The following is a 25,484-nucleotide window of genomic DNA, read 5'->3' as shown; positions in this document are numbered from 1 at the left end:
TCTAAATCAAATATATTTTCATACGTACAAGATGCCCCTTGAACCGGGCAAAATGCTTTGGAAGCCGTTTTTATTTTATGGGCTATTTCCTTCACTATCAGATATAATTATCTGTAGCCGATGCGGAAAATACGGAGGGCCGTAAATCCGCTATTGCCAGACTTTTCGTACCTTTGCAGCAAAGCAGAGACCTGTTTTCAGATGGTGATGCTTTACCTGTTCTACTAGCAGCGTATCGGCTTGAAATTTTACTTTTTTAACACTCCCGCTCGTCCGCATTCTCTCCTTTTCAGGGCGCATTACCTGCCACAGAACCTCAGGAAACTAAGGCTGGTCGCGAACCTTGCTTTGTCGGTGGCCTGCGGAATTTTGCTTTTGCCGCTGTTATTTCCTTTCCTGAACCAGACGGCGCACGTTACTTTCTTCCGGGGGCTTAATATTTCCCTAGTCCTGGCCTCGGCGGTGGCGTTGGGTTTAGAAGGTTTTCTAGACCAAGAGCCTAAGTATCCATTCTGGCTGGCGCAGGCATTGTGCCTGGCGTTTGGGTTTGCGTTTATTTCCTGCTGCCTGGGCATTACGTTCATTGCCCAATCTAACCCCAGAAACACCCTTACTATGTACTTACTGGGGTTGGTCACGGTGGCCTTCCTCTGGGACTTTGAATATTATGAAACCTTGGTGCTGGTCACCTTCACAGCGCTGGCTTTTACGTTGGTGCTGTATTTCTCCGGCCTCAACGCAGAGCAGGTGGTCTTGAACCAGTGCGTTTCCTTTCTGATTCTGCTTTGCTTTCTAGTGCTCTCCCGGGTGATGTACAGCTACCGGGCTACTCATTTCATCCAACTGCAGGAAATTGAGGAAAAGAACCGCCAGATCCAGAAGATAAGCCAAGCCAAATCTGAGATTCTGGGCGTGGTGGCGCACGACCTGAGAAGCCCGTTCAACAACATTGAGATGATCACCTCGCTGCTACAGAAAAAGAACCTCACCCCCGAGATGGAGCAGCAGTATCTGAACCTTATCTTAACCAGCTGCCAGAACTCGCGCACCACCATCAACGAGCTCCTGTTCATCGCCCGCGAGGAGCAGCAGGAAACCATCCCGCTGGAGAAACTGGATTTGGTTGCCTTGCTGCAGGACGTGCAGGCCGAGTGGGAAACCCAACTGCAAGGCTCTCGCAATCTGCTGCTCTCCCATCCGGCTACCCCGCTGTACGCCAACCTGAACAAAGAGCGCTTCCACCGGGTGTTGAATAACCTGGTGTCTAATGCCGTGAAGTTCACCCCGGCCCAGGGCAAAATCAGGATTCAGGTGCGCGAGGAAAAGAAAAAACTTTTGCTGGAGGTATCAGACAACGGCATAGGGATCCCAGACAAAATACGGCCGCTTTTGTTTGACCGTTTCTCCAAAGCCAGGAGACGCGGCCTGCAGGGAGAGAAGTCCACGGGGTTGGGCCTGAGCATTTGCCGGCAATTGGTGGAACAGCACGGCGGTTCCATAGACGTGGAAAGCCAGGAGCGCCAAGGAACCACCTTCCATATCACCTTACCCGCTGCGGTTTAAGGCCTTATTTTCTAAACCAGAGCAGAAACGCACCCAGCCTTTTAGCCTTATTTTTTGTAAAACAGCCTGAAAACGGTAATCCTAGACTTAAGCTTCGGAAGGATTCTTCATGAAGGAAGGATGGCGTTTACCATAGTCAGATTTCCTGTACCTACAATATTTCAGCCTAAAATTTGGATGCTAACTTTTTCGCTTTCACATTTGCATCCGTAAAGTCTATTACCCCTATCCAGGGTTTTGATTTATAAAGAAGAAGGGAGAGATCAGGCTCTGTGAACTTCTAGCAACCTACAAAGACAAGGTGCTAATTCCTGCCTAAAGCATTTAGGAAATATAAACCGTAAGAAAACCCATGATGCAGCACACCCTTTCTTCTATTGCCTCTTTTTTGAACGATCTGATCTCCGGATTGATTGGTCAAACCTTGCAGCCTGTTCCCGTTTCTGTGTCTAAGCAGAACCGCTGTTGTTGCTGAGGCGCACGCGTCGGTTGGGTTCTGAAGAAGCCTGCTCTGTTACATCTGAATTTCCAGTTTTGTACCTCGGTTCATGATGAGCCAAATTAGCAGCTCTTCCCTCCTCGCCGTCGGCTGGCACTTTGGTGCCCACTCCAACTTCCGTTTTTAACCTGATTTTGTAAAAACAGCCCTGAAAAGGTCTTTTACCTTCGCTTCTTGAACAATACTCCTCTACACCTATAGAGATTAGCTAAATACACACACCACAAGTAATACACGAACGAATATGTCAACTTCAGCATCCGTAAAGCCCATTGCCATCTACCACGAGCACCCAGACTGGTTCAAGCCTTTGTTTGAGGAACTGGACGCCCGCGGCCTTCCATATGTACGCCTGAACGCCGCCGAGCACACCTATGACCTGGCCGAAGACGAAACCCCATACAGCTTGTTCTTCAACCGCATGAGCCCTTCTGCCTACCTGCGGGGCAACGAGAACGGCATTTTCTATACGTTGGGCTTACTCGCCCACCTGGAGCGCACCGGCACCCCAACCGTGAACGGCCACAAAGCCTTCCAGTACGAGACAAACAAAGCTTTGCAGCTGTCTTTGTTGCAGTCTCTGGGTTTGCCGTATCCTAAAGCGCGCGTGATCAACCATGCTTCCCAGGCCGTGAAAGCCGCCGAAGGCTTGCGTTTCCCCATCGTGGTAAAAGCCAATATTGGTGGTAGCGGCGCGGGCATCATCAAGTATGACTCCGTGGAAGCTTTGGAACAATCCGTGGCCAACAACGAGATTGACTTAGGTATTGACCACACCGCTTTGGTGCAGGAGTTCATCCCGGCCCGCGGCGGCTACATCCATCGCGTGGAGACGTTGGGCGGCAAATACCTGTACGCCATCAAAGTGTACACCACCGGCGAAAGCTTCAACCTGTGCCCCGCTGATATCTGCCAGACTACCACTGGTGTAGAACTGGTACGCAACGCCTGCGCCCTGGACGCGCCTAAAAACGGCCTGAAAGTAGAAGGCTATACCCCAGAGCAGGAGGTGATTGACGCCATTGAGGCCATCATGCAGAACTCCGGCATTGACGTGGGCGGCATTGAGTACATCATTGATGACCGTGACGGACAGATCTATTACTATGACGTGAACGCGCTTTCTAACTTCGTGGCCGATGCCGTGAACGTGATTGGGTTCAACCCGCATAAGAAGTTGGTTGACTTCCTGGAGAAAAAGGCCCAACTAGTAACAGAGGAGGTATAAGCCATGCAGTTCGGATATTGGTTACCTGTTTTTGGCGGCTGGCTCCGCAACGTGCCCGATGAAGGAATGACCACCTCTTGGGACTACGTGAAGCAACTGGCGCAACGCAGCGAGGACTGGGGCTACAGCCTGGCCCTCATCGCCGAGCTGTATTTGAATGACATCAAAGGCCAGGAAGCCCCGGCTTTGGATGCCTGGTCTACGGCCGCTGCTTTGGCCGCTGTGACGGAGCAACTGGAGATCATGGTGGCGGTGCGCCCTACCTTCCATAACCCGGCGCTGCTGGCGAAAGCCGCCGCTAACATTGACCTGATTAGCAACGGACGCTTGTCTCTGAACGTGGTGTCCAGTTGGTGGAAAGACGAAGCCACCAAATACGGCATCCAGTTTGAGCAGCACGACGACCGCTACGCCCGCACCAAAGAGTGGCTGGACGTGGTGACGAACCTCTGGGAGAAAGACCATTTCACCTATGAAGGCAAGTACTACCAGGTCACCGACAACGTGCTGCAGCCCAAGCCCAAGAAGAAGCCGTTCATTTACGCCGGCGGTGAATCAGAAGCCGCTAAAACGCTTATCTCTAACCAGTGCGACGGCTACGTCATGCACGGCGACACGCCCGAGACCATCGGGAACCGCATCTCAGACATGCGCGAGCGCCGCGAGAAAGCCGGATTGCCGCCGATGAAATTTGGGGTAGCCGCTTACTCCATCGTGCGTGATACAGAGCAGGAAGTGAAGAAAGAACTGGAGCGCATTACTGATGTAAACGCTTCGGCAGCTGGGTACGGCAACTACCAGCAGTGGCTGGCGGGCACGCAACTGGAGCAGCAGGTTTCTTTGCAAGACTACTCCGTTTCAAACCGCGGCCTACGCACCGGACTTACCGGAACCCCGGCCCAAATCCAGGACCGCATTGGCGAGTACGAGAAAGTAGGCGTGGATTTTTTCCTGCTGCAGTGCAGCCCGCAATTGGAGGAAATGGAGAGTTTCTCTGAGTCAATCATCCAAGTGACGGCCTAAAAGTTTTCAATACCATTTTAGAATACCTGAAATCCCTGCTACTTTTTAGTGGCAGGGATTTTTCATGTGCTTGCCACATCACAGCTTTTCTTAAATGTTTGGAACAAGAGAAGACTGGTTTTAGATTGGATAAACTTTTCGGCCATCTGCCATTTATCTCAAGGCAGATTCTCCCCTTGAGGGGAGATAAAGAGGGGTGTTTACAAAGGAGGGTATGCATTTTGAGGCAATAAAAACCATTAAAGGTAGATGATTCTCTAACCACACAGATGGCAGTTGGGAACGCCATGATCAGCAGGTGTAAACACCCCTCTTCGCTCCCCTCAAGGGGAGAATCTATATTGATTGGGCGCAATTGGTGCAACTAAAGAGTAGTAGCTACCACTAAAAAATCTTTACATACTTGAGCCCACTTTAAACCAGCAACCTTTAAACGCAAAAAAGGCAAGCCAATGGCCTGCCTCTTTTGCACACTTAACTACTACTTAACTTCTATTCTGGCTTCTGGAACGGTTGCCGTTGTCTCCGCTTTTGTCAAAACGGTTGCCGTCTTTTCCCCGGCGGTTAGCGCGGTTGGCCTGCATCTGCTTGCGGTCTTCCTGGTATTTGGCGTATTGCTTTTTGGTCAGGATGTCTTTGAGTTCTTTATCCCAATCGGCGCGCAGGCTTTTCAGTTGCTGGTGCTGCTCTTTGCGCTGGGTGCGCTCGCCTTTCTGGGCATACTGGCCGCGGAAGCTTTCCAGTTGCTGGGCGTGTTTCAGGTTGAGGGCCTGCAGTTTCTTTTTCTGAGAATTGTTCAGGTCATACTTCTGGCTCAGCATCTCGGTGCGCTTGGTGGCATGCTGCTCCGGCGACAGTTTCTCTTTACGGGCCCCGTCACGGCGACCCTCGCGGTTGCCTCTGCCCTGCTCCGTTCTGTTCTCTGCTCTTTGGCCGCGTTGCGGATTATCCTGCGCCTGAGAAGTACCGGCTATCGCCAAACCTAACGCTAACATTACTACTACCTTTTTCATCTTCGTTTTAATTATGGGTTTAGAGTTTCTATTTTGTTCCGGGCTGCTTGCCCTTGTGCCTAGCTAGTTGCAAAGCAGGTGCCAGAAAAGGGCGAAATTGAGCTGATTTGGGCAAAACGGACAATTCCTGAAGTGAACCGGACAGAACCGGCAAGTCAAACGGCCCATTCTTTTTGGGGCTGTTTTCACCAATTCAAGCCCGAAACGTAAAACGCTTTCACCCCATTGGCAAAAGCGTTTTATCTATTGATTCAAGCACCGGTTATCCCTGGGGTGGTCTGCCCGGTGATCCGCCAGAAGGCGGGCCCTGAAAATCACGGTCTCGCTTCTGCTCTTGTGGCGCGGTGCCGGTGAAGTTGCGCAGGTTGTAGGTGAAGGTGAGCATGAAGAACCGCTGCAGTACGCTGGACTGCACATCTTCCACGTACTGCGGGGTGATGTTGCGTTGCACGCTCACGTTCTGGTTCAGGAGGTCATTCACGCTCAGACTCAGCTCGGCCGCCTGGCTTTTGAACAACTTCTTGCTGATGCTCATGTTCCAGAGCAAGTAGTTGGCATTGTACCCCTCAGACAAACCAGAATTGTACTGGTGGTTCAGCTCGGTCCGGTACACCAGCCCCGGCCCGAAGATCCAGTTGTATTTCAGGCTGGTGTTCTGGGTGAAGTAGTTGTTGTTGAGTTGGCCTTGGAGCGAGTTCTGCACAAAGTTGTAAGTACCGTTGGTGGAGATATTGAAATCTATCTTCGGGCTGATGTTACTGCTCAAGGAAAGTCCGCCGCCCACGTTGGGCGCACTGGCGATGTTCAGTTGGCCGTTGGTCAGGCCCGGCGTGCGGGTGTACCCCACCGAGCCGTTCACCCCCAAATTGGATTTCAAAAAACCCACTGGTTGGCCCAAGTGGAAAACCGAGCGCACGTTCATGTAGCCATCCAAATTCACCGGCGTGGTGAGTTGCTGCCCTTTCTCCAGAACCTGCCCGTTGGCCAGTGTGATGGGCTCAGTAGTAGCTCTCGTGATGCTGTTGCTCACGTAGTTTTGCACCAGATTCCCAAAAACACCCACAAAAAAGACCCGGTTGGTTTCGGGGTTGAAGTTGCGGAATCCGATCCGGAAGTTGTGCGCGTAGCTCTGCTGCAAGCCCGGGTTTCCCTGGTACAGCTGGAGCGGATTTGAGTTGTCAATGGCCTGGCTCAACTGATCTACCGAGGGGGCGTTGGTGCTGGTGGTGTAGTTGAGGTCAAGGTTTTTGCTCTGCGAGAACTTGTAAGTAAGGTCTGCCGAGGGCAAAAGGCTGGTAAACCGCCGGGTGTAGAAGTCCTCCGTAGGGTAATCCTGGTCGTTTTCCAGGGTGGCCAACTGGTAGCGGGCATTCACCCGAAGCCGCAGTTTGCCCTCATTGTACTGATACCCCGTCCCGAAACGCTGCGTGAAGTAAGAACTCTGGAAGGTATTGCTTAAAGCGGTATTCAACTGGCTATACGCGCCGGTGCCTTCCACCAGGTCATAGGCCTGTTTGTCTGCATCATTCCGTTGGTTGCCCAGATTGTAGATAAGCTGCATCTGCCCGCTTTTGCCCACCGGCTCGTTATAGGTCAGGTCACCTGCCCAGGAGAAACCCGTGCGGCGTTGGTTTGTGAACAGGTTCTGCGTTTGGTTCCCCTCCGTTCCGCGGTAGTAAATGGTATTGGCCGCCAGCCCATTGTCTCCGCTGCTGTTGGTATAGCTGGTATTGAGGCTAACCGATAAATTACGCCCTACCTTCCCAAATTTATGGCTGAACAGGAGGTTGTTGTTAAACGTCAGCGACTTGCTTTGCGCCTGGGTGGCGCTCTCTGAGGTGTTCAGGGCGCCGTTCACGTTAGAGGTGGCACTGGCGACTTGGTTATCAGTGGTATTTTCCTGCACCGTGAGGCTGGGAGTGATCAGGAGGCGGTTATTGGGGTTGAGGTTATAATCCAGCCGGAAGTTGAACTGGTGGTCTTTGGTGGCAGAAGAACTCAACCGGTTCTCTGAGTACACCTGCCCAGAATCTGAAGGCAGCGTATAGTTCTGCACCCGGAACTGGTTGTTGGTGATACCTCGGTCCGTAAACTTATAATTGCCGCTCACCTCCATCTTCTTGCCCCATAGGTCACTGTAGTTCAGGCCCAGGGTGTTGGTGGAGATGAGACCCGAGGTTGTGCCGCCGCCCATGGGAGGCCGCCTTCCGCGCATGCCGCCGCCCGGCGTCTCACCCACCGAGAAATCCAGCAGGTTGATGTTGTTCGTGAGGCCGGTGAAAGTGAGGCGCTGGTCTCCGCTGAAGGAGTTCACGGCCACGCCTACCATGTATTTGTTATCGGAGCCGTAGCCCGCCGAGGCTTTCCCGAACTGCCCCGTCCGTTTCTCTGGTTTGGTGATGATGTTGATGGTCTTGGCGGCGTTACCGTCATCCACGCCGCTGAACTCGGCCTGGTCGCTTTTCTTATCGAAGATCTGGATGTTGGCAATCACCTCGGCGGGCAGGCTGCGCAGGGCGGTACTGGGGTCATCGCTGAAGAAGCGCTTGCCGTCTACCAACACCTGTTTCACGTCCTGGCCCTGCGCCTGCAACGTGCCGTTGGTCACCGTAATGCCCGGCATTTTCTGCACCAAATCCTCGGCGCTGGCATCGGGGGCAGTTTTGAAAGCGGCGGCATTGAATTGCGTGGTATCACCTTTCTGCTCGCCCGGCGGAATCTTGCCTACCACTTTCACCTCGTTCAGCATCTGGGAGTTCAGCGCCAACGCCAGCGTCCCTAACTCTACGGAGGCCATCACCGGCACCGATTTTTGGAACGTCTGGTACCCCAGGAAAGTGATTTTAAGAGAGTAGTTGCCGGCGGGCACCTGCACCTTGAACGCCCCGCTAGCCTCGGTGCTGGCCACGGTCTGGACCGAATCTAACAAGCGGGTAAGAATCACGGTGGCGCCGGGCAGCGCCGATTTATCAGAGGCATCTACCACTTTGCCGCTCAGGGAAAAAGATTGGGCCCAGGCACCCGTGGCACCCGCCAATAAAATCATCAATAAAAGGAACCGTTTCATGCGTCAGAACATCTGTGATAGGCTATCCGCCCGATGAAACAAATGTCTTGAAACATGCCCCGCGCCACCACCTAAACCTGCGTGAAGCGGACAAATCCTACCTTGAAGCTGCTGCAGCTTTACTTATTATGCTTTGTAAATGGCCAGCCGTTTTATGTCAATTTTCAAGAAACCAGCCTGTAAACAGAGTACTAAGAAGGCTTTCAATTAAGAATGTTTGCCAAGTAGAGGTAGAATCTTGCATTCAGGAATAGCGGGTATATCGTCACCCTTTGAAGGGGGTAGGGGGATGACAAGGCCGTTTGAAGAAACGGTTACTTGTGCCACGGCGCAAATAGGTTGATTGTGTAAAGGGTAACCACAAGGGATTACCCCTACATTTCGGGAATGCTTGATTTGCACGAGAAATCATCCCCCTACCCCCTTCAAAGGGGGACGGAATGTGTGTAGCATTTTATATCAGTATGCCGCCACAAACGACTTCCTTTTAGCCATTTTAGCTTGCTGCTGCCGTAAGCCTTTGAGTTGAAACTTGAGTTCCTTCAGGTCCTCCATAAGCAAGATGGCCACCTTCTTATTCAGTTTCTGGAGTTCCGCTGAGTGCAGGCATTTCTGTTTCAGGGCAATCTCGTTCTCCAATTTTGCAATGCGTTTGTCTTCCATAACACGGGAAAGGTTGGTTTCAATTGAAGTAGAGTTGAGGCAAATGGTCTAGCTTTTGGGTTGAACTGATGTTGGTTTAGCGCCTGTTTTCAGGAAAACGACTTTAAATTGGCTGAAAGGAAAACACTGGGCGCAGGGTATCCTGATGACAGTTTCTGACCGTCATTCCCTTATGCCTGTTAAAAACAAATTCTTACTGGGCCAGCCAGTGGAGGAACAGCGGGCTCTTGGCTTTGCTCACAATGATCTCTTCCTGGAACGGGATGTTGAGCGTGACGGAGAGCTTGCGCCCGAAGTACTGGGAGGCTTCCTTGATGGCTTTGTAGTGGAGCAGGAACTGCCGGTTGGCCCGGAAAAACTGGTTGCCGCAGAGGGCTTCCATCTCTTCCATGTTCTGGTTGAGAGTATATTTCTTCTGGTCAAAGGTGAGCACGTGCGTGACCAGGTTTTGGGAGTACACCACCGCAATCTGGTCAAGGGGCAAGGGAATGATCTTGTCGCGCTGGAACACGAGAACGGACTGCGGCTTCTGCGCTGGCCGTTGGTCAAGAAGTTGTAGCAGGGCTTGGTAGTCGGGTTTCGCGGGGGCCAGGCTTTCCTGCAGCTTTTTGTATTTGAGCAGCGTTTTCTGGATCGTTTCTCGGCTGAACGGCTTCAGGATGTAGTCTATGCCGTTGGCTTTGAAAGCCTCCAGCGCGTACTCATTATAGGCGGTGCAAAATACCACCGGTTTGGTGATGTCCACGGCTTGGAACACCTCAAAACTCAGCCCATCGCCCAACTGGATATCCGAGAAAATCAAATCGGGCTGAGGGTTTTCTTTGAAGTAGGCGATGGCCGCTTTCACGGAGGCCAGCACCGCCAAGATTTTGGCGCCGGGCTCTACTTCCAGCAGCGTGTCTTCCAGGTCCTCGGCGGTGAGGGGTTCATCTTCAATTATGACAATGTTCATTGAAAAGCAGCTTTAATTCAACAGAGAAATACTGATCGGTTTCCTTAATGGCCACACCATGCCCGCAGATGACCTGGTAACGCTCCGCCAGGTTCTTCAACCCGATGCCGGAGGATGGCTCCAGCGACTGTTTGGGCTTTCTGTTGTTCCAAACCGAAATGGTGTCCTCGGGGCTGTAGGAAATCCTGATCCGCAAAGGTTCCTCTACGGTAAAGGCGTTGTGCTTGATGGCATTCTCCACCAGCAACTGCAGGGAGAAAATGGGCAGGCAACCGGTGGAGAGGATATGCTCCGGGATGTCGATGGTATAGGAAAAGGAATCCTTGAACCGCACTTTCTGCATCTCCAGGTAATCCACGCAGAGCTTGAGTTCTTCCTGCAGCGGAATGGTGGTCTCGTTCCCCGAGGAAATGGAAGCCCGGAGCAAAGCCGAGAGCCGCACCAGGTATTCCTCGGCCTCGGGCCGCTGTTTCTTGATGAGTGACTTAAGCGTATTGAGCGAATTGAACAGGAAATGCGGCTGCAGCTGGTGCTTCAGGTGCTGGTGCTGCGCGATGGCGTGATTCATTTTGAGTTCGCTGTTCTCCACCGCAATCTGGGCGCTCTTGCGCTGCAGAATCATCAAATCCATGAGCACCAGAATGATGGTGTTGTTGGTGAGCGCCACAATAAGCGGAAAAATCCGGAACCGGGCCCCGTCTGTGATGACGAAAATGAGGGCAATGCCCCCGTAGTACACCACTGCCGTCAGCAGATAACTGATGGCGTAGCGCACCACGCGTTTGGTTTTCTCCCGCCACTCTCGCTTGCTGATTTTTCCATACAGGTAGATATTGATAAACCACAGGAAAAGCATGAGCACCGAGATCTCCAGGAACGATAGAAAGATGTTCTCCTGCGGACGCGGAAAAGGAAGATCGCGTAGGCGCGGCCGGTGCGGACGGTCTCCGAAGAAAAACGGTCGGCCCGCATTGATCACGGGGAACAGACTGATGACTCCCCAAGCCACCGTGGTAATGGCGGCTACTTTCCACAAGCCTTTTTTATATGATTCCTGCTCCATGAAGCGTAAAGCTACTTAATGATTTTACATACGGATGCCCTTCTGCCATACCCATTTCACGACCCGTACAGAAAAATAAAAGAAGCGCCCAGTGAGATGGGCTCCTCAATGTGCAGTAGGTGAAGAACATTTCTAGGTCATTTTTAAAGAATCGGCTCCTAAACAGATTGGCTGTTCCGGGGCACACTGCTTTTCTCCCCTTTCTGGTTCAGGGTGCTTTCAGAAAACGGAAGCACGGTTTATTATTTTGCCCTGTAAAACTTCTGTCCTACATCGTTGTTCTTATCAGGTAGACAACCTGACTCAGGTGATAAACCGCAATAATCTGTCAGCGCCCGTTAACAAAAGCATAAAGAAAGGCAGTTCTTTTCACAAACTTGGCGTAAGAAGAAGCGGGAGACAACCAGAAAAGAGGCAAAGAGGACAATCTTGGAAGTGAAACGGCTAAATAGGACTTTGTAGCGTCCAGGCAATTAAATCAGTCGAATTACTCTTTGATTTCTTTCTGGAGAACTTTTAAGTTTTTCAGAAAGATTGGAACAGACTTTGCTATTCTTATTGTTGTATCTACAAGAATGAAAATTGAAAAGAATTGTAAAAATTAATTCCTATATTCATTCATGCGCCGTAAAATCTTCTTGATCCACCGGCGTTGAGAGTACAATGGTAGAAGGGAGAGAACAGGCTCTATGAACTTCTGGCAACGGGAAACCCACTTGCTCAACCCTGTCCAACTTTTATTTACAAACCCATGACAAGCAACACAGTTTCATCCATCGCTTCGTTACTGAAAGAATTGATTTCAAGATTAACCGGTCCTACCCTGCAGCCAGTACCCGTTCCAGTGCGTCAGCAGTCGCGCTAATTCAAGGTTCTGGAGTTTGCCGGCAAGGTGCCGCTGAAGCCCTTCCCAGACTTAATCAACACCAATGCATAAATAAAATCCCTGCCTCCTCTTGCGGCAGGGATTTTTTATTACCTCACCCTGGGAAGTTTTGGCGCAGCCTTGCCGTTCTCCCTGATAACCTGGCCTCTGTTTTAAGGCCTTTTCTTGGAAAACAGGTCTAAAACGGAAAGCTGTAGTTGCAGCACACTTCCAGCTGTTGAAGAGAATCTGCAGCCGTATTCTGGTTTAGCATGGATTTTGCGAAAACGTCCTTTAAACCTTGAACTCGCTTTATCTTGATCCGGTACGCCCGCAGTTCGGTTTTTTCTTCTTTATTTTAGAGACCAGATACCACTTATCTATAAAATGAAATTCAAATCTCTTCTTTTGGGTGCCCTGCTTGCCTCGGGCACTTCTTTTGCGCAGTCGCTTACCTTAGACAAAGAGGTGACCAAGCAACTCCACACCGTGAAACCAGAGGCCATCAAAGCCCACATCCAGTACCTGGCGGATGATAAACTGAAAGGGCGCCTGCCCGGCACTCCGGGCTACCAGATGGCCGTAGACTACGTGGTGCAGCAGTTCAAGAAGCTGGGCATCCAGCCGGGCGGCGAAAACGGCACTTACCTGCAGACCGTGAGACTTAGAAAAGCGTTCACAGGCAAGGACGCCACGTTGTCCTTCTCCACCGGCCAAGGCACCAAAGCGTTGATCCCTGGCGTTGAGTTCACCGTTTACCCCAATCCGCAGAACCCTGCGGTCACGTTGGAGGCCCCTTTGGCTTTCGCCGGGTACGGCATCACCGCCCCTGAGGTGGGTTATGATGACTACGCCAACCTGGACGTGAAAGGGAAAGTGGTGGTGATCCTCAGAGGCGCGCCTAAGAACTTCCACTCCACTATTGCGGCCGCCAGCGTGAACTTCTCCACCATTCTGCAGAATGCCGTAGACCACGGCGCCGTGGGCGTCATCATCGGGAACAACAACCCCAAAGCCAGAGTACCGGATCTGTCGCGCGGGGCTAATAGCGTGATGGGCGCGAATGGGAAAGTAGCCGCTTCGGGCAGCTTTGTCTCTGATCAGGTGAAGATGCTTTCTTACGTCAATGCCGCCTCGTTCCAGACTTTGTTGCAGGGTGCCGGCCTTGATACGGCTCAAGTGGTAGCCAACCTCCAGAAGGGAACGCCCAACTCGGCGGCGTTGCCGGCCAAGGTGCAGGCCAGGTTCACCTCTACCTACCAAGATTTCGATTCGTACAATGTGGCTGGGAAGATCACCGGCTCAGACCCAACCTTTCGCGAGGAGTATGTGGTGCACAGCGCTCACCTGGACCACATGGGCATCAGTACGCCCGTGAAAGGAGACTCTATCTACAACGGGGCCCATGACAATGCCTCTGGCGTGGCCAGCGTGCTGGAGATCGCCAAAGTGTATTCCCAATTGAAGCAGAAGCCTAAGCGCTCGCTTTTGTTTGTGTTGGTGACCGGTGAGGAAATGGGCCTGTTGGGCTCACAGTACTTCGCCAAATACCCTACCGTGCCCAAGCAGAAGATTGTAGCCGATATCAACACCGATATGCCCACTATCATTGCGCCGCTGCTGTCGGCGGTGGCGTTGGGCGCCGAGCATTCCTCGCTGAAACAACCCGTGGCCAACGCGGCAGGTTACCTGGGCATTGCCGTGGAAGCCGACCCGGAGCCGGACCAGAACCGTTTTGTGCGCAGCGATCAGTTCAGCTTTGTGGCGCAAGGCATCCCGGCACTGCACATCAAATACGGAAACAAAACCAAGGATGGGCAGAACAACCTGAACAAGCAGGTGGAGGTTTGGCGCGCCTCTTTCTACCACAAACCACAGGACGAGCTCAACGACTCCTTTGATTTTGAGGCCGGCAAGCGCTACGTGCAACTGAACTTCCTGATCAGCTACCAGGTGGCTCAGGCCACAGAACGCCCTACCTGGAACCCGAACGACTTCTTCGGGGTGCGTTACAAAAAGTAGAACCTCCTTATCAAAGGCTTTATCCCGATTCGGGGCTGTTTTCCAAAAATCAGCCCCGAATCGGGATTTTTCATTTCTGCCACATGGCTGCGTGCATATAAAAACAGGCGGACTTCGCTCCTTTTAGCTCATAGCTGTTCATATCCCTGGAACTTTGTTTCCTTCACTAAATTCAGGCTTTCGACAGCAGAGTCGTTTTGAGCATGATTTTATGAATAGCACCTAAAAACTGATGTTCAAGAAAAAATCTTCTAGACTGTTTTAGTTTGCAAGCATTCAAAAACCATTCATTAAGCTACAATTTATTGACAATCAGTAATTTATGACTTGCATTTTCATGTCGTTAAAAATTCAATAAATTTGGTTCTCAAAATTATGAACCAAAGAAACTAACTACTACCTTTGTGCTGTTCTTAAACAAATGAAAGGAACAATCGTGGCACAGCTAACAGAAGAACAAAGACAATTGATTGAGAAGATCGGGATTTTCCATGAGCAGCAGGGCTTCCCTCCTGCCACCGGGAGAATCATGGGTCTGCTGTTTGTCTCTGATAAGCCGGGCTTGAGTTTTGAGGAGATTCTTGAGACCCTGAACATCAGCAAGAGCGCCACCAGCAATGCGTTGAACATGCTGCTGCAGATGCGCGTGATTGAGTACACTACCTTCCCGGGCGACCGGAAACGCTATTTCAGCGTGCTGCTGGACAACTGGCACCAGGAGGTCATCAACAAAATGGAATCCATCCTGGGCTTCAGCAAACTGCTGAGACAGGCCAACGAAATGAGAGGCAACGTGAACCCCGAGATGAATGAGAAGGTGCTAGAACGCATTGAGTTCATGGAGTTCCTTTCAAAGGAAGTTCCGGCCTTAATGCAGAAGTGGCTCAAAGAAAGACAGAAATAATTTTTTTGCCTGTTTGGTTCTTTTTATTAAGAACTAACTAATAAGATACAAACCAATTACTATTAAAAACCGTGAATAAGAAGAGTTTCATACTAAGCCTGCTCCTAACCTTGGTGGCCAGCTTCAGTTATGCCCAAACCCAGCCACAAGGCACTGTTCTCACGCTGAAAGACGCCCTGAGTTTTGCTACCAGCAACAACATTGGGATCAAGCAAGCGCAATTAGATGAGCAAGGTGCCGAATACAAGATCAGCGAAACCAAAGGATCTGGTCTGCCGCAGGTGAATGGAACCGGTCAGGTTACCGTGTCGCCTTCTATTGCTACCCAGTTGCTGCCGGGTGAATTTTTCAACCAGCCTGGCACCTATATCCCGGTGAAGTTCGGTCAGAAATACAACGCCTCTGGCGGCCTGGAGCTGTCTCAGCTGATTTTCAGCAAGTCTTATTTTGTAGGCTTGGAGGCAGCGGCCACCACCCGTGACTTGTACCGTCTGCGCACGCAAATGAGCCAGGAAGATGTGATCTACAACGTAAGCTCGGCTTACCTGCAGGCGCTCCAGACAAAAGAGCAGTTCAGCACCATTGAGGCGAACTACAACCGGTTGGTGCAGCTGGAGAAAATCCTGCAGCTACAGTACAAAAATGATTTCGCCAAGAAGGTAGATGTAAACCGCATCACGGTAAACAAAACCAATCTGGAGAATCAGCGCCAGACCCTGGCCTCTGCCTACGAGCAGCAGAAAAATGCCTTGAAGTTCTTCATGGGCATGCCCATAGAGCAGCAATTTGAGATTTCAGACTCCACTACCCTGTCAGACGTGGTACTTCCGGTTGACAGCAATGTGAATGATGTTCTGGCCCGCCGGTCAGATTTCCAGGCACTCCAAACCCAGAAGAAGCTGTATGGCCTCAATGTTGAAAACATCAAAGGCCGTGCCTTCCCTTCTTTGGCTGGCTTTGGACAATACATTTACAACGCGCAACGCGGCGAGTTCAACTTCTTTGACACCAACCAACCCTGGTTCAACACCTTCATCCTTGGGGTGAGATTGAACGTCCCCATTTTTGATGGTTTCCAACGGAAAAACCAGATAAGACAGGCCCAGCTTGAGGTGCAGAAAACCGAGTTGAACATGCAGAACCTGGCGCTGAACACGCAGATGGGCTTAGACAATGCGGTGAAGCAAATCTCTACAAGCCAACTGGCCATTGAGAACCAGGAGCGGAACGTGAAGCTGGCGCAGGAGGTGTACAACACCACCAACAGCCTTTACAAAGAAGGGCTGTCGCCTTTGACAGATTTGCTGGAGGCTGAGGTAAGCTTACGCGATGCCCAGACCAACCTGAACAACGAAAGACTGAAATATAAAATCGCGCAACTGAACTATGTAAGAGCGCGCGGCGAGTTAAAGAACCTTATCCAATAACACCCATTCTGTATATCCACTAAAATGAAAAAACTGATTTATATCCTCGTTGTTGTAGTCTTGGTAGGCGCAGTAGCTTATACCCTCAACAAGAACAAAAAGGAAATGACGGAGAAGGCCGCTGTGGCCGAGATCAAGAGCGAAGCCATTCCGGTGACCCTAACAGGAGTGCAGTCTGCCAAGCTGGATAAGTCATTCACCGCGCAGGGGAATTTCAAGCCGGTGCAGAGCCTTACCCTGGTTTCTGAGATTTCGGGCCAGATTCAACGCGTGCTTAAGCGCAAAGGCGACAAGGTACGAGCCGGTGAGCTGCTGATTCAGGTAGAAGACAATACCATGAGCGCCAACCTGGCCACTGCCCAGGCCAACTACCAGAAGGCCCAGAAAGACCTGGAACGCATGAAAAACCTGGTAGCCGGTGATGCCGTGACCAAGCGCCAGTTAGAAGATGCCCAGATCAACGTGAACGCCACCCGCGCCCAGTTGGTAGCCGCCCGCCAGAACCAATCCAATACCCGCGTAACCTCTCCTATCAACGGCGAGATCAACGAGATGTACATTGAGGTAGGTTCTTACCTGAATGCCAATGCCGGCACCAAATTGTATGACATTGTGAACGTGGACCGCCTGAAGCTGAACGTGAAAGTATCTGAGGCTGAAGTATTGCTCATCAGCCGTGGCCAGAAGGTGAAAGTAACGGCCAACGCCGGTGGTGCCCAGGAGTATGACGGTACGGTAACGGCCATTGGTGCATCCGCAGACGCCAGCTTGAAATTTGACGTGGAGATTGAGGTGAAGAACACGGCCAACAACAACCTGCGGGCGGGAATGTACGGCACTGCCTTCTTCCCGGTAAACGCGCAGCGTGATGCCTTGCTGTTGCCGCGTGAAGCCATTGTGGGTAGCATCCAGGACCCAAGCGTGTACGTGGTAATCAACAACAAAGCCACCCTCAGAAAAGTGAAAGTGGGTACGGTGACCCAAGATCAGGTAGAAATCCTGGAGGGCGTACAGCCGGGTGAGCAAGTGGTACGCAGCGGACAGATCAACCTGCGCGAAGGCATCCAGGTGACTGCCCTTAAGTAATCAAATCGCTTTTCTTTTTACAGAAGAAGTTTAGAACATGAACATAACCAAATTATCTATCCAGCGGTCAACCTTAGTGGTGGTGGTCTTCACCATCCTGACCCTGCTAGGTGTTGTCTCTTATAAATCACTCAACTACGAGTTGCTGCCTAAGTTCAGCCCGCCCGTGTTGACGATCACCACCCTTTATCCCGGAGCCTCGCCTAACGAGGTGGAGAACTCCGTGACTAAAGAGATTGAAGACGCGCTTTCTGCCCTGGAGAACGTGAAGGAGATGAAAGGAACCTCTTTGGAGAGTTTCTCTATCATCACTATTCAGTTGAACCAAGGCACCAACGTGGACCTGAGCTTGCAGGATGCCCAGCGGAAGATCAACGCCATTCTGGCCCGTTTGCCCGAAGATGCAGATCCGCCTACCTTGAACAAGTTTGACTTCGATGACTTGCCTATCATCAAGATGGGGGCCACGGCCAACATGCCAGCCACCGAGTTCTTCGACCTGATAGACAACAAAATCAAGCCGGAATTGTCCCGCGTGCCGGGCATGGCCCAGATCAAAGTGTTGGGTGGTGCTGAGCGGGAGATCAAAGTGAACATCCAGGCAGACAAACTGGAGGCGTACGGGATCTCTATCCTGCAGGTGCAGCAGAAGATCAAGAACTCCAACCTGGACTTCCCTACCGGTAGAATCAAAAACGAGAACGGCCAGACCCAGCTCCGGTTGGCGGGTAAGTACCAAGACCTGAACCAACTGCGCAACCTGGTGATCAGAGATGACCAGAGCGGCGTGGTGCGTCTGTCAGACTTAGCTGAGGTACAGGATACCCAGAAAGACGTGGACGTGTTGAGCCGTATCAACTCCAAAGCATCGGTGGGGATCACTATTCAGAAGCAGTCAGATGCCAACGCCGTAGAGGTGAGTGACCAGACCAAAGCCGCTTTGGCTAACCTGGAGAAGATCTATGCCAAAGAAGGCCTGAAGTTCAACATCGCCTCAGACAGCTCAGACTTTACCCTGGAAGCCGCTGACTCCGTAATCCATGACTTGATCATTGCCGTTGTGTTGGTAGCCGTGGTGATGCTCTTGTTCCTGCACTCCCTGCGTAACGCGGTGATTGTGATGGTGTCCATCCCGGCCTCTTTGGTGGCCACGTTCATTGCCATGTTCCTGCTGGGTTACTCGTTGAACCTGATGTCATTGCTGGCGCTCTCGCTGGTGGTAGGTATCCTGGTGGATGATGCCATTGTGGTGATTGAGAACATTTACCGGCACATGGAAATGGGGAAAAACCCGGCGCAAGCGGCCTACGATGGTATCAAGGAAATCATGGCCACGGTTACCTCTATTACCCTGGTAATTGTGGTGGTATTCGTGCCGATTGCCTTGTCCACCGGTCTGGTATCTGACATCTTGCGCCAGTTTGCCGTGGTAGTGGCTATTGCGACCATGATCTCTCTGTTCGTGGCCTTCACCCTGATTCCGCTACTGGCCAGCCGCTTCTCTAAACTGGAGCACGTGTCTGACAAAAACATGTTTGGGCGGTTTATCCTGTGGTTTGAGCGTTTGCTGGACAGAATCATTGAAGGTTTCACCGGTGCGTTGCAGTGGGCATTCAACCACAAGTTCATCACGCTGGCCATGACCTTCGTGCTGCTGATTGCCTCGTTCATGCTGGTGCCGTTTGGGTACATCGGGTCTGAGTTTATCCCGGCCGGTGACCGCGGTGAGGTGAGCTTGCAGCTGGAGTTACCAAAGAACGCCACCGTAGAGCAAACCAACTTCGCCACCAAACAAGTGGAAGAGTACCTGCGCTCAATTCCTGAGGTGAAGCGGGTGTTTACCACCGTGGGTACCACGGCTTCTTCCCAGGCAGGGCAAACCTCTGCTTACCAAGCTGAGCTTTCCGTGGCTCTGGTGGATGTGAAAGAGCGGTCGTTCAGCACGCAGCAGTTCAGCCGCCAAGCCAAAGCGGATATTGAAAGCAGATTGCCTAACGTGGAGGTTTCACCGGTACCGGTAGGTCTGGTGGGAAACGCCCAGGCCCCTATCCAGGTGGTATTGTCTGGCTCTAACCTAGACACCCTGATCGCTTTCTCTAAACGCGTGACCAACGTGGTGGAAGGCGTGGAAGGAACCGTGGACGTGGAAGTGTCTGTGGAAGGCGGTAACCCCGAGATTGAAGTGATTGTGGACCGTGACAAGATGGCGAGCGTGGGCATGTCCCTGGAGAGTGTGGGTGCTGGGATGCAGATGGCCTTCTCCGGAAACACAGACGCCACCTTCCGCTCTGGTACCGAGGACTATGACATCAACATTCGTCTGGACGAGTTTGACCGCCGCAACGTAACCGACATCGCCAACCTTTCCTTCATCAACAACCAAGGCAAGGTCGTGCGTCTGGGTCAGTTCGCCGATGTGAAGCAGTCTACCGGTCCTTCTCAGTTGGAGCGTACAAACCGGGTGACGTCGTTGAACGTGAACTCACAGGTAATCGGGCGTCCGTCTGGTTCCGTGGGTGCCGATATCCAGGCCATTCTGGGCACGAATGACAATCCGGGCAAAATCAAAATCCCGAACGGGGTAACGGTGGACTACGCCGGTGATTTGAAAAACCAAAGCGAAGGTTTCGGTACGCTGGGGATTGCCTTGCTGGCTTCTATCATCTTCGTGTACCTGATCATGGTGGCCTTGTATGACTCGTACGTGTATCCGCTGGTGGTATTGTTCTCCATTCCGCTGGCCATCATTGGGGCCTTGTTGGCCCTGGCTCTGGCAGCCCAGTCACTGAGTATCTTCTCTATCCTGGGGATTATCATGATGATTGGTTTGGTAGCTAAGAACGCCATTATGGTGGTGGACTTCACGAACCAGATGAAGAAGGAAGGACACCACGTGAAAGACGCTTTGCTGGAAGCCGTGCGCATCCGTTTCCGCCCGATCTTGATGACGACCCTGGCGATGGTGATTGGTATGTTACCGATTGCGTTGGCGGGTGGCTCTGTCGCCGCCACCAAGAACGGTCTGGCCTGGGCTTTGATCGGGGGCTTGAGCTCTTCCATGTTCCTGACCCTGATTGTGGTGCCGATTATCTACTATGGCTTTGACCGTATCCTAGCCAAGTTCGGATGGGATAAGACCACCGAGATTGTCCTGATTGACAAAACCGCCGAAGAGCTGGAGCGCGAAACCGCTGAGCTGGAGTCGAAGAAAGAACACAAGGGCCAACACGCAGTGGCCTAAAACCCAACACCACCTGAATAATGAATGATAAGTAAAGGCGGGCGCATTTTGCGCCCGTTTTTATCACTTTCATGCAGGATACCTGAAACATAAGGATACAAACAAAAGGGTGTCGTACATTTGTCGCCCTGTTTGTTTCCGGTCTTCCAAAACCTCAGAGCAGTTTGCTCCGGTTTTTGAGAAAACAGGCCAAAAATCAGCGGCTTACTTCCAATCGTACTTAAAAGACTTCTATAGAACACGTTTACCCCATTTCTATGATATCCCTAGCAGTGCCATCCGTTACCCAGAAGGTGGTGAAAATCATCAATGACGTAAAGCGAATCAGGCCTTCGCGCCTCCGCACCTCCTCTGACCTCAGCAAAGAATTCGGTTTTGACACCGTGGATTTGGTCAGCGTCATCTGGGAACTGGAGAAAAGCTTTGAGATTGACATCCCCGATGAACTTCCGCTGAATACGCTGGGAGACCTCGTGGACTTTGTTTCCAGCCATTCCAAGAACCTCAACTAGGCACTAGCAAGGCGCACTAAAAGGAAAAGGCGTTTCCAGCCTGTTTTTCCAGAATCGGTCCAAAAACGTCATCCGTCCTGAGTGCTGCTTTTTAGAAAGAAAATACCGTTGCTGTTAAGGGCCTCGTTTCCAAAAAAGAGATCTAAAAGGGTAGCCAAGACATCAACCACAAGCTTTGTTTTGGTGATCACCAGCCTTAAGAATGGTTCACCTAAACCAAAAGCCTGCTTCTTGGACCACTTGGCTGCTCGGCGCAAGGAAGAAACAAAAAGCCTTTTGTCATGAGCTACCCAATGAATATTTCAAGAGATGTATCTAGCTGACGCATACTGCTGTAACCCACTTTTCTGGCTTCGTGGCGCTATCGTTTAGGAAACCAGATAATGGTTGACTTCATCAACTATTATTACCAACTTTGCCTCAGTTAAAAGGGTAAGAAATGAATGAGGCGTCACATCTTGGTTTGCTTATCGCCAGAACTGGCCTTGTGCTGGGCAAAGCGGTAGAGAAAGAATTTGAGACTGCGAACCTTGATCTCACTTACCAGCATTTCATCTTCCTGAATGTATTGTCTAAGGGCAACAAACTGATCCAGCAAGACCTGGCCGATATCGTGAAAATCGATAAATCGGCGGTACTGCGGGTGATTGCGGCCCTGGAGGAGAAAAAGCTGGTGGAGAGAACCGGGGATACCTGTGACAGAAGGAAAAAGACATTGCACCTCACGGCGCTGGGCAAAACCCTGCTAAAGCAGGCCCTGCAAATAGAACATAGGATCAATACCAAATTGCAGGATGGCTTGGCCAAAGAAGAAGTGGATACTTTTGTGAAAGTAGCGTTGCACTTTAGAAATAAAGTTTAAAAATTTTTATATATTTAGTTGATAAACTCAACTACTTACCAAATATATAGTTGACGCGGTCAACTACTCCACAGATACAAGAATCCACCTCCCCCATGTTGCTGTCAAAACGCCAATAATTGAGGAAACCTGCACGTGCGGCCATTTTAAGACTAGTAAATGTCAATTGATATGACAAAAAAATTAAGCGAGAAGCTGGCGAACCGGGAGAAGGGTGCTCCTGAGAAAGCCGGAGAGAAAGCCAGGGAGTCAGGCGCTTATCCATATTTCAGATCCATAGAGTCTGCCCAGGACACGGAGGTAATCATTGACGGGCAAAAGGTGCTGATGTTTGGGTCCAATGCGTACCTGGGCCTCACCAACCACCCCAAGATCAAAGAAGCCGCCAAAAAAGCCATTGATGACTACGGCACAGGCTGCGCCGGCTCCAGGTTCCTGAACGGCACCCTGGACATTCACCTGGAACTGGAGCGTAGGCTCGCTTCTTTTGTGGGCAAAGAGGCTGCTCTGGTGTTCAGCACCGGTTTTCAGGTAAACCTGGGCGTGGTTTCCAGCTTAACGGGCCGCAATGACTATATTCTCCTGGACGAGTTCAACCACGCTTCCATCATTGACGGTAGCCGCCTCTCCTTCTCCAAAGTGCTCAAGTACAAGCACAATGACATGGAAGACCTGGAGCGGAAAATCAGCCGGCTGCCTGCCGATGCCATTAAACTGATTGTGGTGGACGGCATCTTCAGCATGGAAGGGGACATTGTGAAGCTTCCGGAGTTGGTGTCCATCGCGCAGCGCTACGGCGGCAGCATTATGGTGGATGACGCGCACAGCCTGGGCGTGATTGGCGAAAGAGGCGCCGGCACGGCCTCCCACTTCGGCCTCACCGACCAGGTGGACCTCATCATGGGCACGTTCAGCAAATCACTGGCATCCTTGGGCGGGTTCATTGCGGCAGACCTGGAGACCATCCAGTACCTGAAACACCACGCCCGCTCGCTTATCTTCAGCGCCAGCATGTCGCCTGCTTCCGTGGCCAGCACCCTGGCCGCCTTGGACATCATTGAAACCGAACCTGAGTGGATGGAACGGCTTTGGGCCAACACCCGCTACATGACCAAACTCCTGCAGGAAGAAGGCTTTGAGCTGGGCCCCACTGAATCACCCATCATCCCCATCTACGTGCGGGACAACTACAAGACGTTTATGGTGACCAAAGCCCTACAGGACAAAGGCATCTTCGTGAACCCGGTGGTGGCCCCCGCCGTGCCAGCCGACTCTACCCTCATCCGCTTATCGGTGATGGCCACGCACACCTTTGCCCAAATAGAGGAAGCCGTGGGCAAACTCACGGAGGCCTTCAAGGAACTTGAGATCAACCTAAAGCAAGAAGTGTATGTGGCAAGTAGTGCCCGTTAACTCAAAGAGACTGCTCAAAGCCTTTATTGACTTTCCGCACCAGCTTTTTCAGGGCGATCCTAATTACGTACCAGAGTTGTTTTTGGGCCAGTGGGATTTGCTTACCCCCGGCAAGCACCCGTTCCATGAGCATTCCGCCGTGCAGCCTTTCCTAGCTTGCGAGGGGAAGAAAATTGTGGGCCGCATTGCCGCGGTGCTCAACCGCAACCATAACCAGACCAATAATGAAAAGGACGGCTTCTTCGGGTTCTTTGATTGTATAGACAACCAGGACGTAGCCAACCTGATGTTCTCAGAGGTGGCCAAGTGGCTCAAAACCCAGGGCGCCGAAACCATGATCGGGCCGGTGAACCCGTCCACAAACGAAACCTGCGGCATGCTGGTGGAAGGATTTGACTCGCCGCCGGTGGTGATGATGACCTACAACAAGCCTTACTACCTGCGGCTGCTGGAAAACGCGGGCCTGAACAAGAAAGTGGACCTCATTGCCTACCAGTTCACCCAAGGCTACAACGAGCGCCCTTTCCGGATGACGAAGGTGCTGGAGGAACGACTGGACCGGAAAGGCATCAAAATCAGGAAGATCAGCCTGAAGAACTTCAAAGAGGAGGTCGCTAAAATAAGAGAGGTGTACAACAAGGCCTGGGACCAGAACCTGGGGTTTGTGCCCATGACCCCACAGGAATTTGACCACATGGCCAAGGACATGAAAATGATCCTGGACCCCGATTTCTGCATGGTGGCCGAGCATGAAGGTGAGATCATAGGCTTCTCGCTCTCCGTGCCGGACATCAACCAGATCCTGATCAACGTGAAGAAAGGCCGGCTGCTGCCTACGGGTATTTTTAAGCTGCTTTTCAAAAAGAAGAAGATAAACGGCTTGCGCATCATTGCTTTGGGCGTGCTGGAAGGCTACCGCAAACTGGGCATCGAGGCCTGCTTCTACGGCCATGCCATGGAGCAGTTCAAGAAGAAAAACATGAAAATGGCCGAGGCCTCCTGGATTCTGGAGAACAACACCCTCATGAACCAAGGCCTCCTGAACATGGACGCTAAACCTTACAAGAAATACCGCATCTATCAAAAGGCGATATGAAGGAACGAGTACTGATAACGGGCGCCAGTGGCTTTGTGGGCTATCACCTGGTGGAGGCAGCGGTAAACGCCGGACTAGACGTCTTTGCGGCCGTGCGTCCTTCCAGCGAGATTGACCACCTGCAGGCCTTCCCTATCCAGTACACCCACCTTGATTTCACCAGCGTGCCAGCCCTGCAAAAGGAACTGGAGGAAAAGCAGTACACCTACATCATCCATGCGGCCGGTATCACCAAGGCGAAAGATGCGCAGGAATACAACACCGTCAACGCCGACTACACCCGGAACCTGGGGTTGGCCGCTTCGCAGGCCGCTATTCCGCTGAAGAAGTTTGTCTTCCTTAGCAGTCTGGCCGCTTTGGGGCCGGTTTCCTACAAAGAGGCCCAAATCATCACCGAGGAAACCACCGCCCAACCGGTCACGAACTACGGCCGCAGCAAACTGCTCGCCGAGAAGTACCTGGCCCAGCTAGAGAACCTGCCGCTGGTGGTGTTGCGGCCCACCGCCGTGTATGGCCCCCGGGAGAAAGACATCTTCATCCTATTCTCCACCATCAGCAAGGGGTTAGATCCTTATATTGGAAAAATGAGCCAGAAACTGAGCTTCGTGTACGTGAAGGATTTGGCCAAAGTGGTGCTGCAGGCCTTGACGTCAGAAGTCACCAAAGCCAGCTTCAACGTCTCGGATGGCAAGAGCTATGACCGGTACGCCCTGGCAGACCTCACCAAAAAAGTCCTCCGGAAGAAAGCCTTTCGGTTTCATCTTCCCTTGGGTTTGGTCAAAGTCATGGCTACGGTGTCTGAGAAGATGGCGGGAGGCAAAACCCCGGCCCTGAACCGGGAAAAGATAAGCGAGCTGGTGGCTGAGAACTGGAACTGCAGCATCCAGCGCCTGCAAAGAGACTTACATTATACCCCTGAGTATGACCTTGAAAAAGGGCTTTCGCAGACCATCAGATGGTATAAGGAGAATAAGTGGTTATAAAA

The 25,484-nt window shown here is 51.7% G+C and carries 18 protein-coding genes and 1 riboswitch; of the genes, 13 read left to right on the top strand and 5 right to left on the bottom strand.

Going from position 1 to position 25,484, the window contains the following annotated elements; translation table 11 throughout:
- The first annotated feature begins 240 nt into the window (after nucleotides 1-240).
- From FOA19_RS21550 to FOA19_RS23470, 3 genes are all read left to right on the top strand, one after another.
- Nucleotides 241-1,563, top strand: coding sequence for a sensor histidine kinase (locus FOA19_RS21550; protein ID WP_149092904.1), 1,323 nt, complete (start codon nucleotides 241-243; stop codon nucleotides 1,561-1,563).
- Between the two features lie 239 nt (nucleotides 1,564-1,802).
- A riboswitch (SAM riboswitch) is annotated at nucleotides 1,803-1,903 on the top strand.
- 403 nt (nucleotides 1,904-2,306) lie between these two features.
- The gene (locus FOA19_RS23475) at nucleotides 2,307-3,290 is read left to right on the top strand and encodes an ATP-grasp domain-containing protein (protein ID WP_190300507.1); all 984 of its coding nucleotides are present in this window, start codon (nucleotides 2,307-2,309) and stop codon (nucleotides 3,288-3,290) included.
- Nucleotides 3,291-3,293: 3 nt separating this feature from the next.
- A complete protein-coding gene (locus FOA19_RS23470) occupies nucleotides 3,294-4,313 on the top strand; it encodes an LLM class flavin-dependent oxidoreductase (protein WP_190300506.1) in 1,020 nt (339 codons plus the stop codon).
- Between the two features lie 485 nt (nucleotides 4,314-4,798).
- Here the strand turns inward: FOA19_RS23470 and FOA19_RS21540 are convergent, their stop codons facing one another.
- The 5 genes from FOA19_RS21540 to FOA19_RS21520 all read right to left on the bottom strand — a co-directional run bounded on the left by FOA19_RS21540 (nucleotide 4,799) and on the right by FOA19_RS21520 (nucleotide 11,071).
- On the bottom strand, nucleotides 4,799-5,326 hold the full coding sequence (locus tag FOA19_RS21540) for a DUF4890 domain-containing protein (RefSeq protein WP_149092903.1): 528 nt from the start codon (nucleotides 5,324-5,326) through the stop codon (nucleotides 4,799-4,801).
- A 262-nt stretch (nucleotides 5,327-5,588) separates the two neighbouring features.
- Nucleotides 5,589-8,393, bottom strand: coding sequence for a TonB-dependent receptor domain-containing protein (locus tag FOA19_RS21535; protein ID WP_149092902.1), 2,805 nt, complete (start codon nucleotides 8,391-8,393; stop codon nucleotides 5,589-5,591).
- A gap of 459 nt (nucleotides 8,394-8,852) precedes the next feature.
- Nucleotides 8,853-9,056 carry a hypothetical protein gene (locus FOA19_RS21530; RefSeq protein ID WP_149092901.1) on the bottom strand — a complete coding sequence of 68 codons (204 nt, stop codon included), beginning with the start codon at nucleotides 9,054-9,056 and terminating at the stop codon, nucleotides 8,853-8,855.
- Nucleotides 9,057-9,249: 193 nt separating this feature from the next.
- A complete protein-coding gene (locus FOA19_RS21525; RefSeq protein ID WP_149092900.1) occupies nucleotides 9,250-10,008 on the bottom strand; it encodes a LytR/AlgR family response regulator transcription factor in 759 nt (252 codons plus the stop codon).
- Entirely contained in the window at nucleotides 9,989-11,071 is a 1,083-nt protein-coding gene (locus tag FOA19_RS21520) for a sensor histidine kinase (protein WP_149092899.1), read from the bottom strand. Before FOA19_RS21520 ends, FOA19_RS21525 begins: the two co-directional genes overlap by 20 nt.
- A 1,252-nt stretch (nucleotides 11,072-12,323) precedes the next feature.
- Between FOA19_RS21520 and FOA19_RS21515 the strand changes: the two genes are divergently transcribed.
- The 10 genes from FOA19_RS21515 (at nucleotide 12,324) to FOA19_RS21470 (ending at nucleotide 25,482) form a co-directional block, all read left to right on the top strand.
- Nucleotides 12,324-13,958 (top strand): M28 family peptidase, encoded by a 1,635-nt coding sequence (locus FOA19_RS21515; RefSeq protein WP_149092898.1) that lies wholly within the window; start codon nucleotides 12,324-12,326, stop codon nucleotides 13,956-13,958.
- A 421-nt stretch (nucleotides 13,959-14,379) separates the two neighbouring features.
- Nucleotides 14,380-14,862, top strand: coding sequence for a GbsR/MarR family transcriptional regulator (locus FOA19_RS21510; protein WP_149092897.1), 483 nt, complete (start codon nucleotides 14,380-14,382; stop codon nucleotides 14,860-14,862).
- A gap of 71 nt (nucleotides 14,863-14,933) precedes the next feature.
- Nucleotides 14,934-16,289 (top strand): TolC family protein, encoded by a 1,356-nt coding sequence (locus FOA19_RS21505; RefSeq protein WP_149092896.1) that lies wholly within the window; start codon nucleotides 14,934-14,936, stop codon nucleotides 16,287-16,289.
- A 24-nt stretch (nucleotides 16,290-16,313) separates the two neighbouring features.
- Nucleotides 16,314-17,375, top strand: a complete 1,062-nt coding sequence (locus FOA19_RS21500) for an efflux RND transporter periplasmic adaptor subunit (protein WP_149092895.1) — start codon at nucleotides 16,314-16,316, stop codon at nucleotides 17,373-17,375.
- Between the two features lie 37 nt (nucleotides 17,376-17,412).
- Nucleotides 17,413-20,616, top strand: coding sequence for an efflux RND transporter permease subunit (locus FOA19_RS21495; protein ID WP_149092894.1), 3,204 nt, complete (start codon nucleotides 17,413-17,415; stop codon nucleotides 20,614-20,616).
- A 257-nt stretch (nucleotides 20,617-20,873) separates the two neighbouring features.
- On the top strand, nucleotides 20,874-21,128 hold the full coding sequence (locus tag FOA19_RS21490) for an acyl carrier protein (protein ID WP_149092893.1): 255 nt from the start codon (nucleotides 20,874-20,876) through the stop codon (nucleotides 21,126-21,128).
- Nucleotides 21,129-21,567: 439 nt separating this feature from the next.
- Nucleotides 21,568-21,990 (top strand): MarR family winged helix-turn-helix transcriptional regulator, encoded by a 423-nt coding sequence (locus FOA19_RS21485; RefSeq protein WP_149092892.1) that lies wholly within the window; start codon nucleotides 21,568-21,570, stop codon nucleotides 21,988-21,990.
- A 171-nt stretch (nucleotides 21,991-22,161) separates the two neighbouring features.
- Nucleotides 22,162-23,403 (top strand): serine palmitoyltransferase, encoded by a 1,242-nt coding sequence (gene spt / locus FOA19_RS21480; RefSeq protein WP_149092891.1) that lies wholly within the window; start codon nucleotides 22,162-22,164, stop codon nucleotides 23,401-23,403.
- On the top strand, nucleotides 23,381-24,499 hold the full coding sequence (locus tag FOA19_RS21475) for a GNAT family N-acetyltransferase (RefSeq protein WP_149092890.1): 1,119 nt from the start codon (nucleotides 23,381-23,383) through the stop codon (nucleotides 24,497-24,499). The genes spt and FOA19_RS21475 overlap by 23 nt, the downstream gene beginning before the upstream one ends.
- Complete coding sequence (locus FOA19_RS21470) at nucleotides 24,496-25,482, top strand: NAD-dependent epimerase/dehydratase family protein (RefSeq protein WP_149092889.1); 987 nt, start codon at nucleotides 24,496-24,498, stop codon at nucleotides 25,480-25,482. The genes FOA19_RS21475 and FOA19_RS21470 overlap by 4 nt, the downstream gene beginning before the upstream one ends.
- The last annotated feature ends 2 nt before the right edge of the window (nucleotides 25,483-25,484 follow it).

It is taken from the genome of Rufibacter hautae (assembly GCF_008271695.1).
In the GTDB taxonomy this organism is placed as follows: Bacteria; Bacteroidota; Bacteroidia; order Cytophagales; family Hymenobacteraceae; genus Nibribacter; species Nibribacter hautae.
The sequence above is the reverse complement of the archived record's forward strand: the minus strand, read 5'-3'. Positions and strand labels throughout refer to the sequence as shown.

Excerpts from the sequence above, each read along its gene's own strand:
- FOA19_RS23475 (WP_190300507.1), top strand. The coding sequence starts at position 2,307 with ATGTCAACTTCAGCATCCGTAAAGCCCATTGCCATCTACCACGAGCAC.
- FOA19_RS23470 (WP_190300506.1), top strand. The coding sequence starts at position 3,294 with ATGCAGTTCGGATATTGGTTACCTGTTTTTGGCGGCTGGCTCCGCAAC.
- FOA19_RS21540 (WP_149092903.1), bottom strand. The coding sequence starts at position 5,326 with ATGAAAAAGGTAGTAGTAATGTTAGCGTTAGGTTTGGCGATAGCCGGT.
- FOA19_RS21535 (WP_149092902.1), bottom strand. The coding sequence starts at position 8,393 with ATGAAACGGTTCCTTTTATTGATGATTTTATTGGCGGGTGCCACGGGT.
- FOA19_RS21530 (WP_149092901.1), bottom strand. The coding sequence starts at position 9,056 with ATGGAAGACAAACGCATTGCAAAATTGGAGAACGAGATTGCCCTGAAA.
- FOA19_RS21525 (WP_149092900.1), bottom strand. The coding sequence starts at position 10,008 with ATGAACATTGTCATAATTGAAGATGAACCCCTCACCGCCGAGGACCTG.
- FOA19_RS21520 (WP_149092899.1), bottom strand. The coding sequence starts at position 11,071 with ATGGAGCAGGAATCATATAAAAAAGGCTTGTGGAAAGTAGCCGCCATT.
- FOA19_RS21515 (WP_149092898.1), top strand. The coding sequence starts at position 12,324 with ATGAAATTCAAATCTCTTCTTTTGGGTGCCCTGCTTGCCTCGGGCACT.
- FOA19_RS21510 (WP_149092897.1), top strand. The coding sequence starts at position 14,380 with ATGAAAGGAACAATCGTGGCACAGCTAACAGAAGAACAAAGACAATTG.
- FOA19_RS21500 (WP_149092895.1), top strand. The coding sequence starts at position 16,314 with ATGAAAAAACTGATTTATATCCTCGTTGTTGTAGTCTTGGTAGGCGCA.
- FOA19_RS21495 (WP_149092894.1), top strand. The coding sequence starts at position 17,413 with ATGAACATAACCAAATTATCTATCCAGCGGTCAACCTTAGTGGTGGTG.
- FOA19_RS21490 (WP_149092893.1), top strand. The coding sequence starts at position 20,874 with ATGATATCCCTAGCAGTGCCATCCGTTACCCAGAAGGTGGTGAAAATC.
- FOA19_RS21485 (WP_149092892.1), top strand. The coding sequence starts at position 21,568 with ATGAATGAGGCGTCACATCTTGGTTTGCTTATCGCCAGAACTGGCCTT.
- spt (WP_149092891.1), top strand. The coding sequence starts at position 22,162 with ATGACAAAAAAATTAAGCGAGAAGCTGGCGAACCGGGAGAAGGGTGCT.
- FOA19_RS21475 (WP_149092890.1), top strand. The coding sequence starts at position 23,381 with ATGTGGCAAGTAGTGCCCGTTAACTCAAAGAGACTGCTCAAAGCCTTT.
- FOA19_RS21470 (WP_149092889.1), top strand. The coding sequence starts at position 24,496 with ATGAAGGAACGAGTACTGATAACGGGCGCCAGTGGCTTTGTGGGCTAT.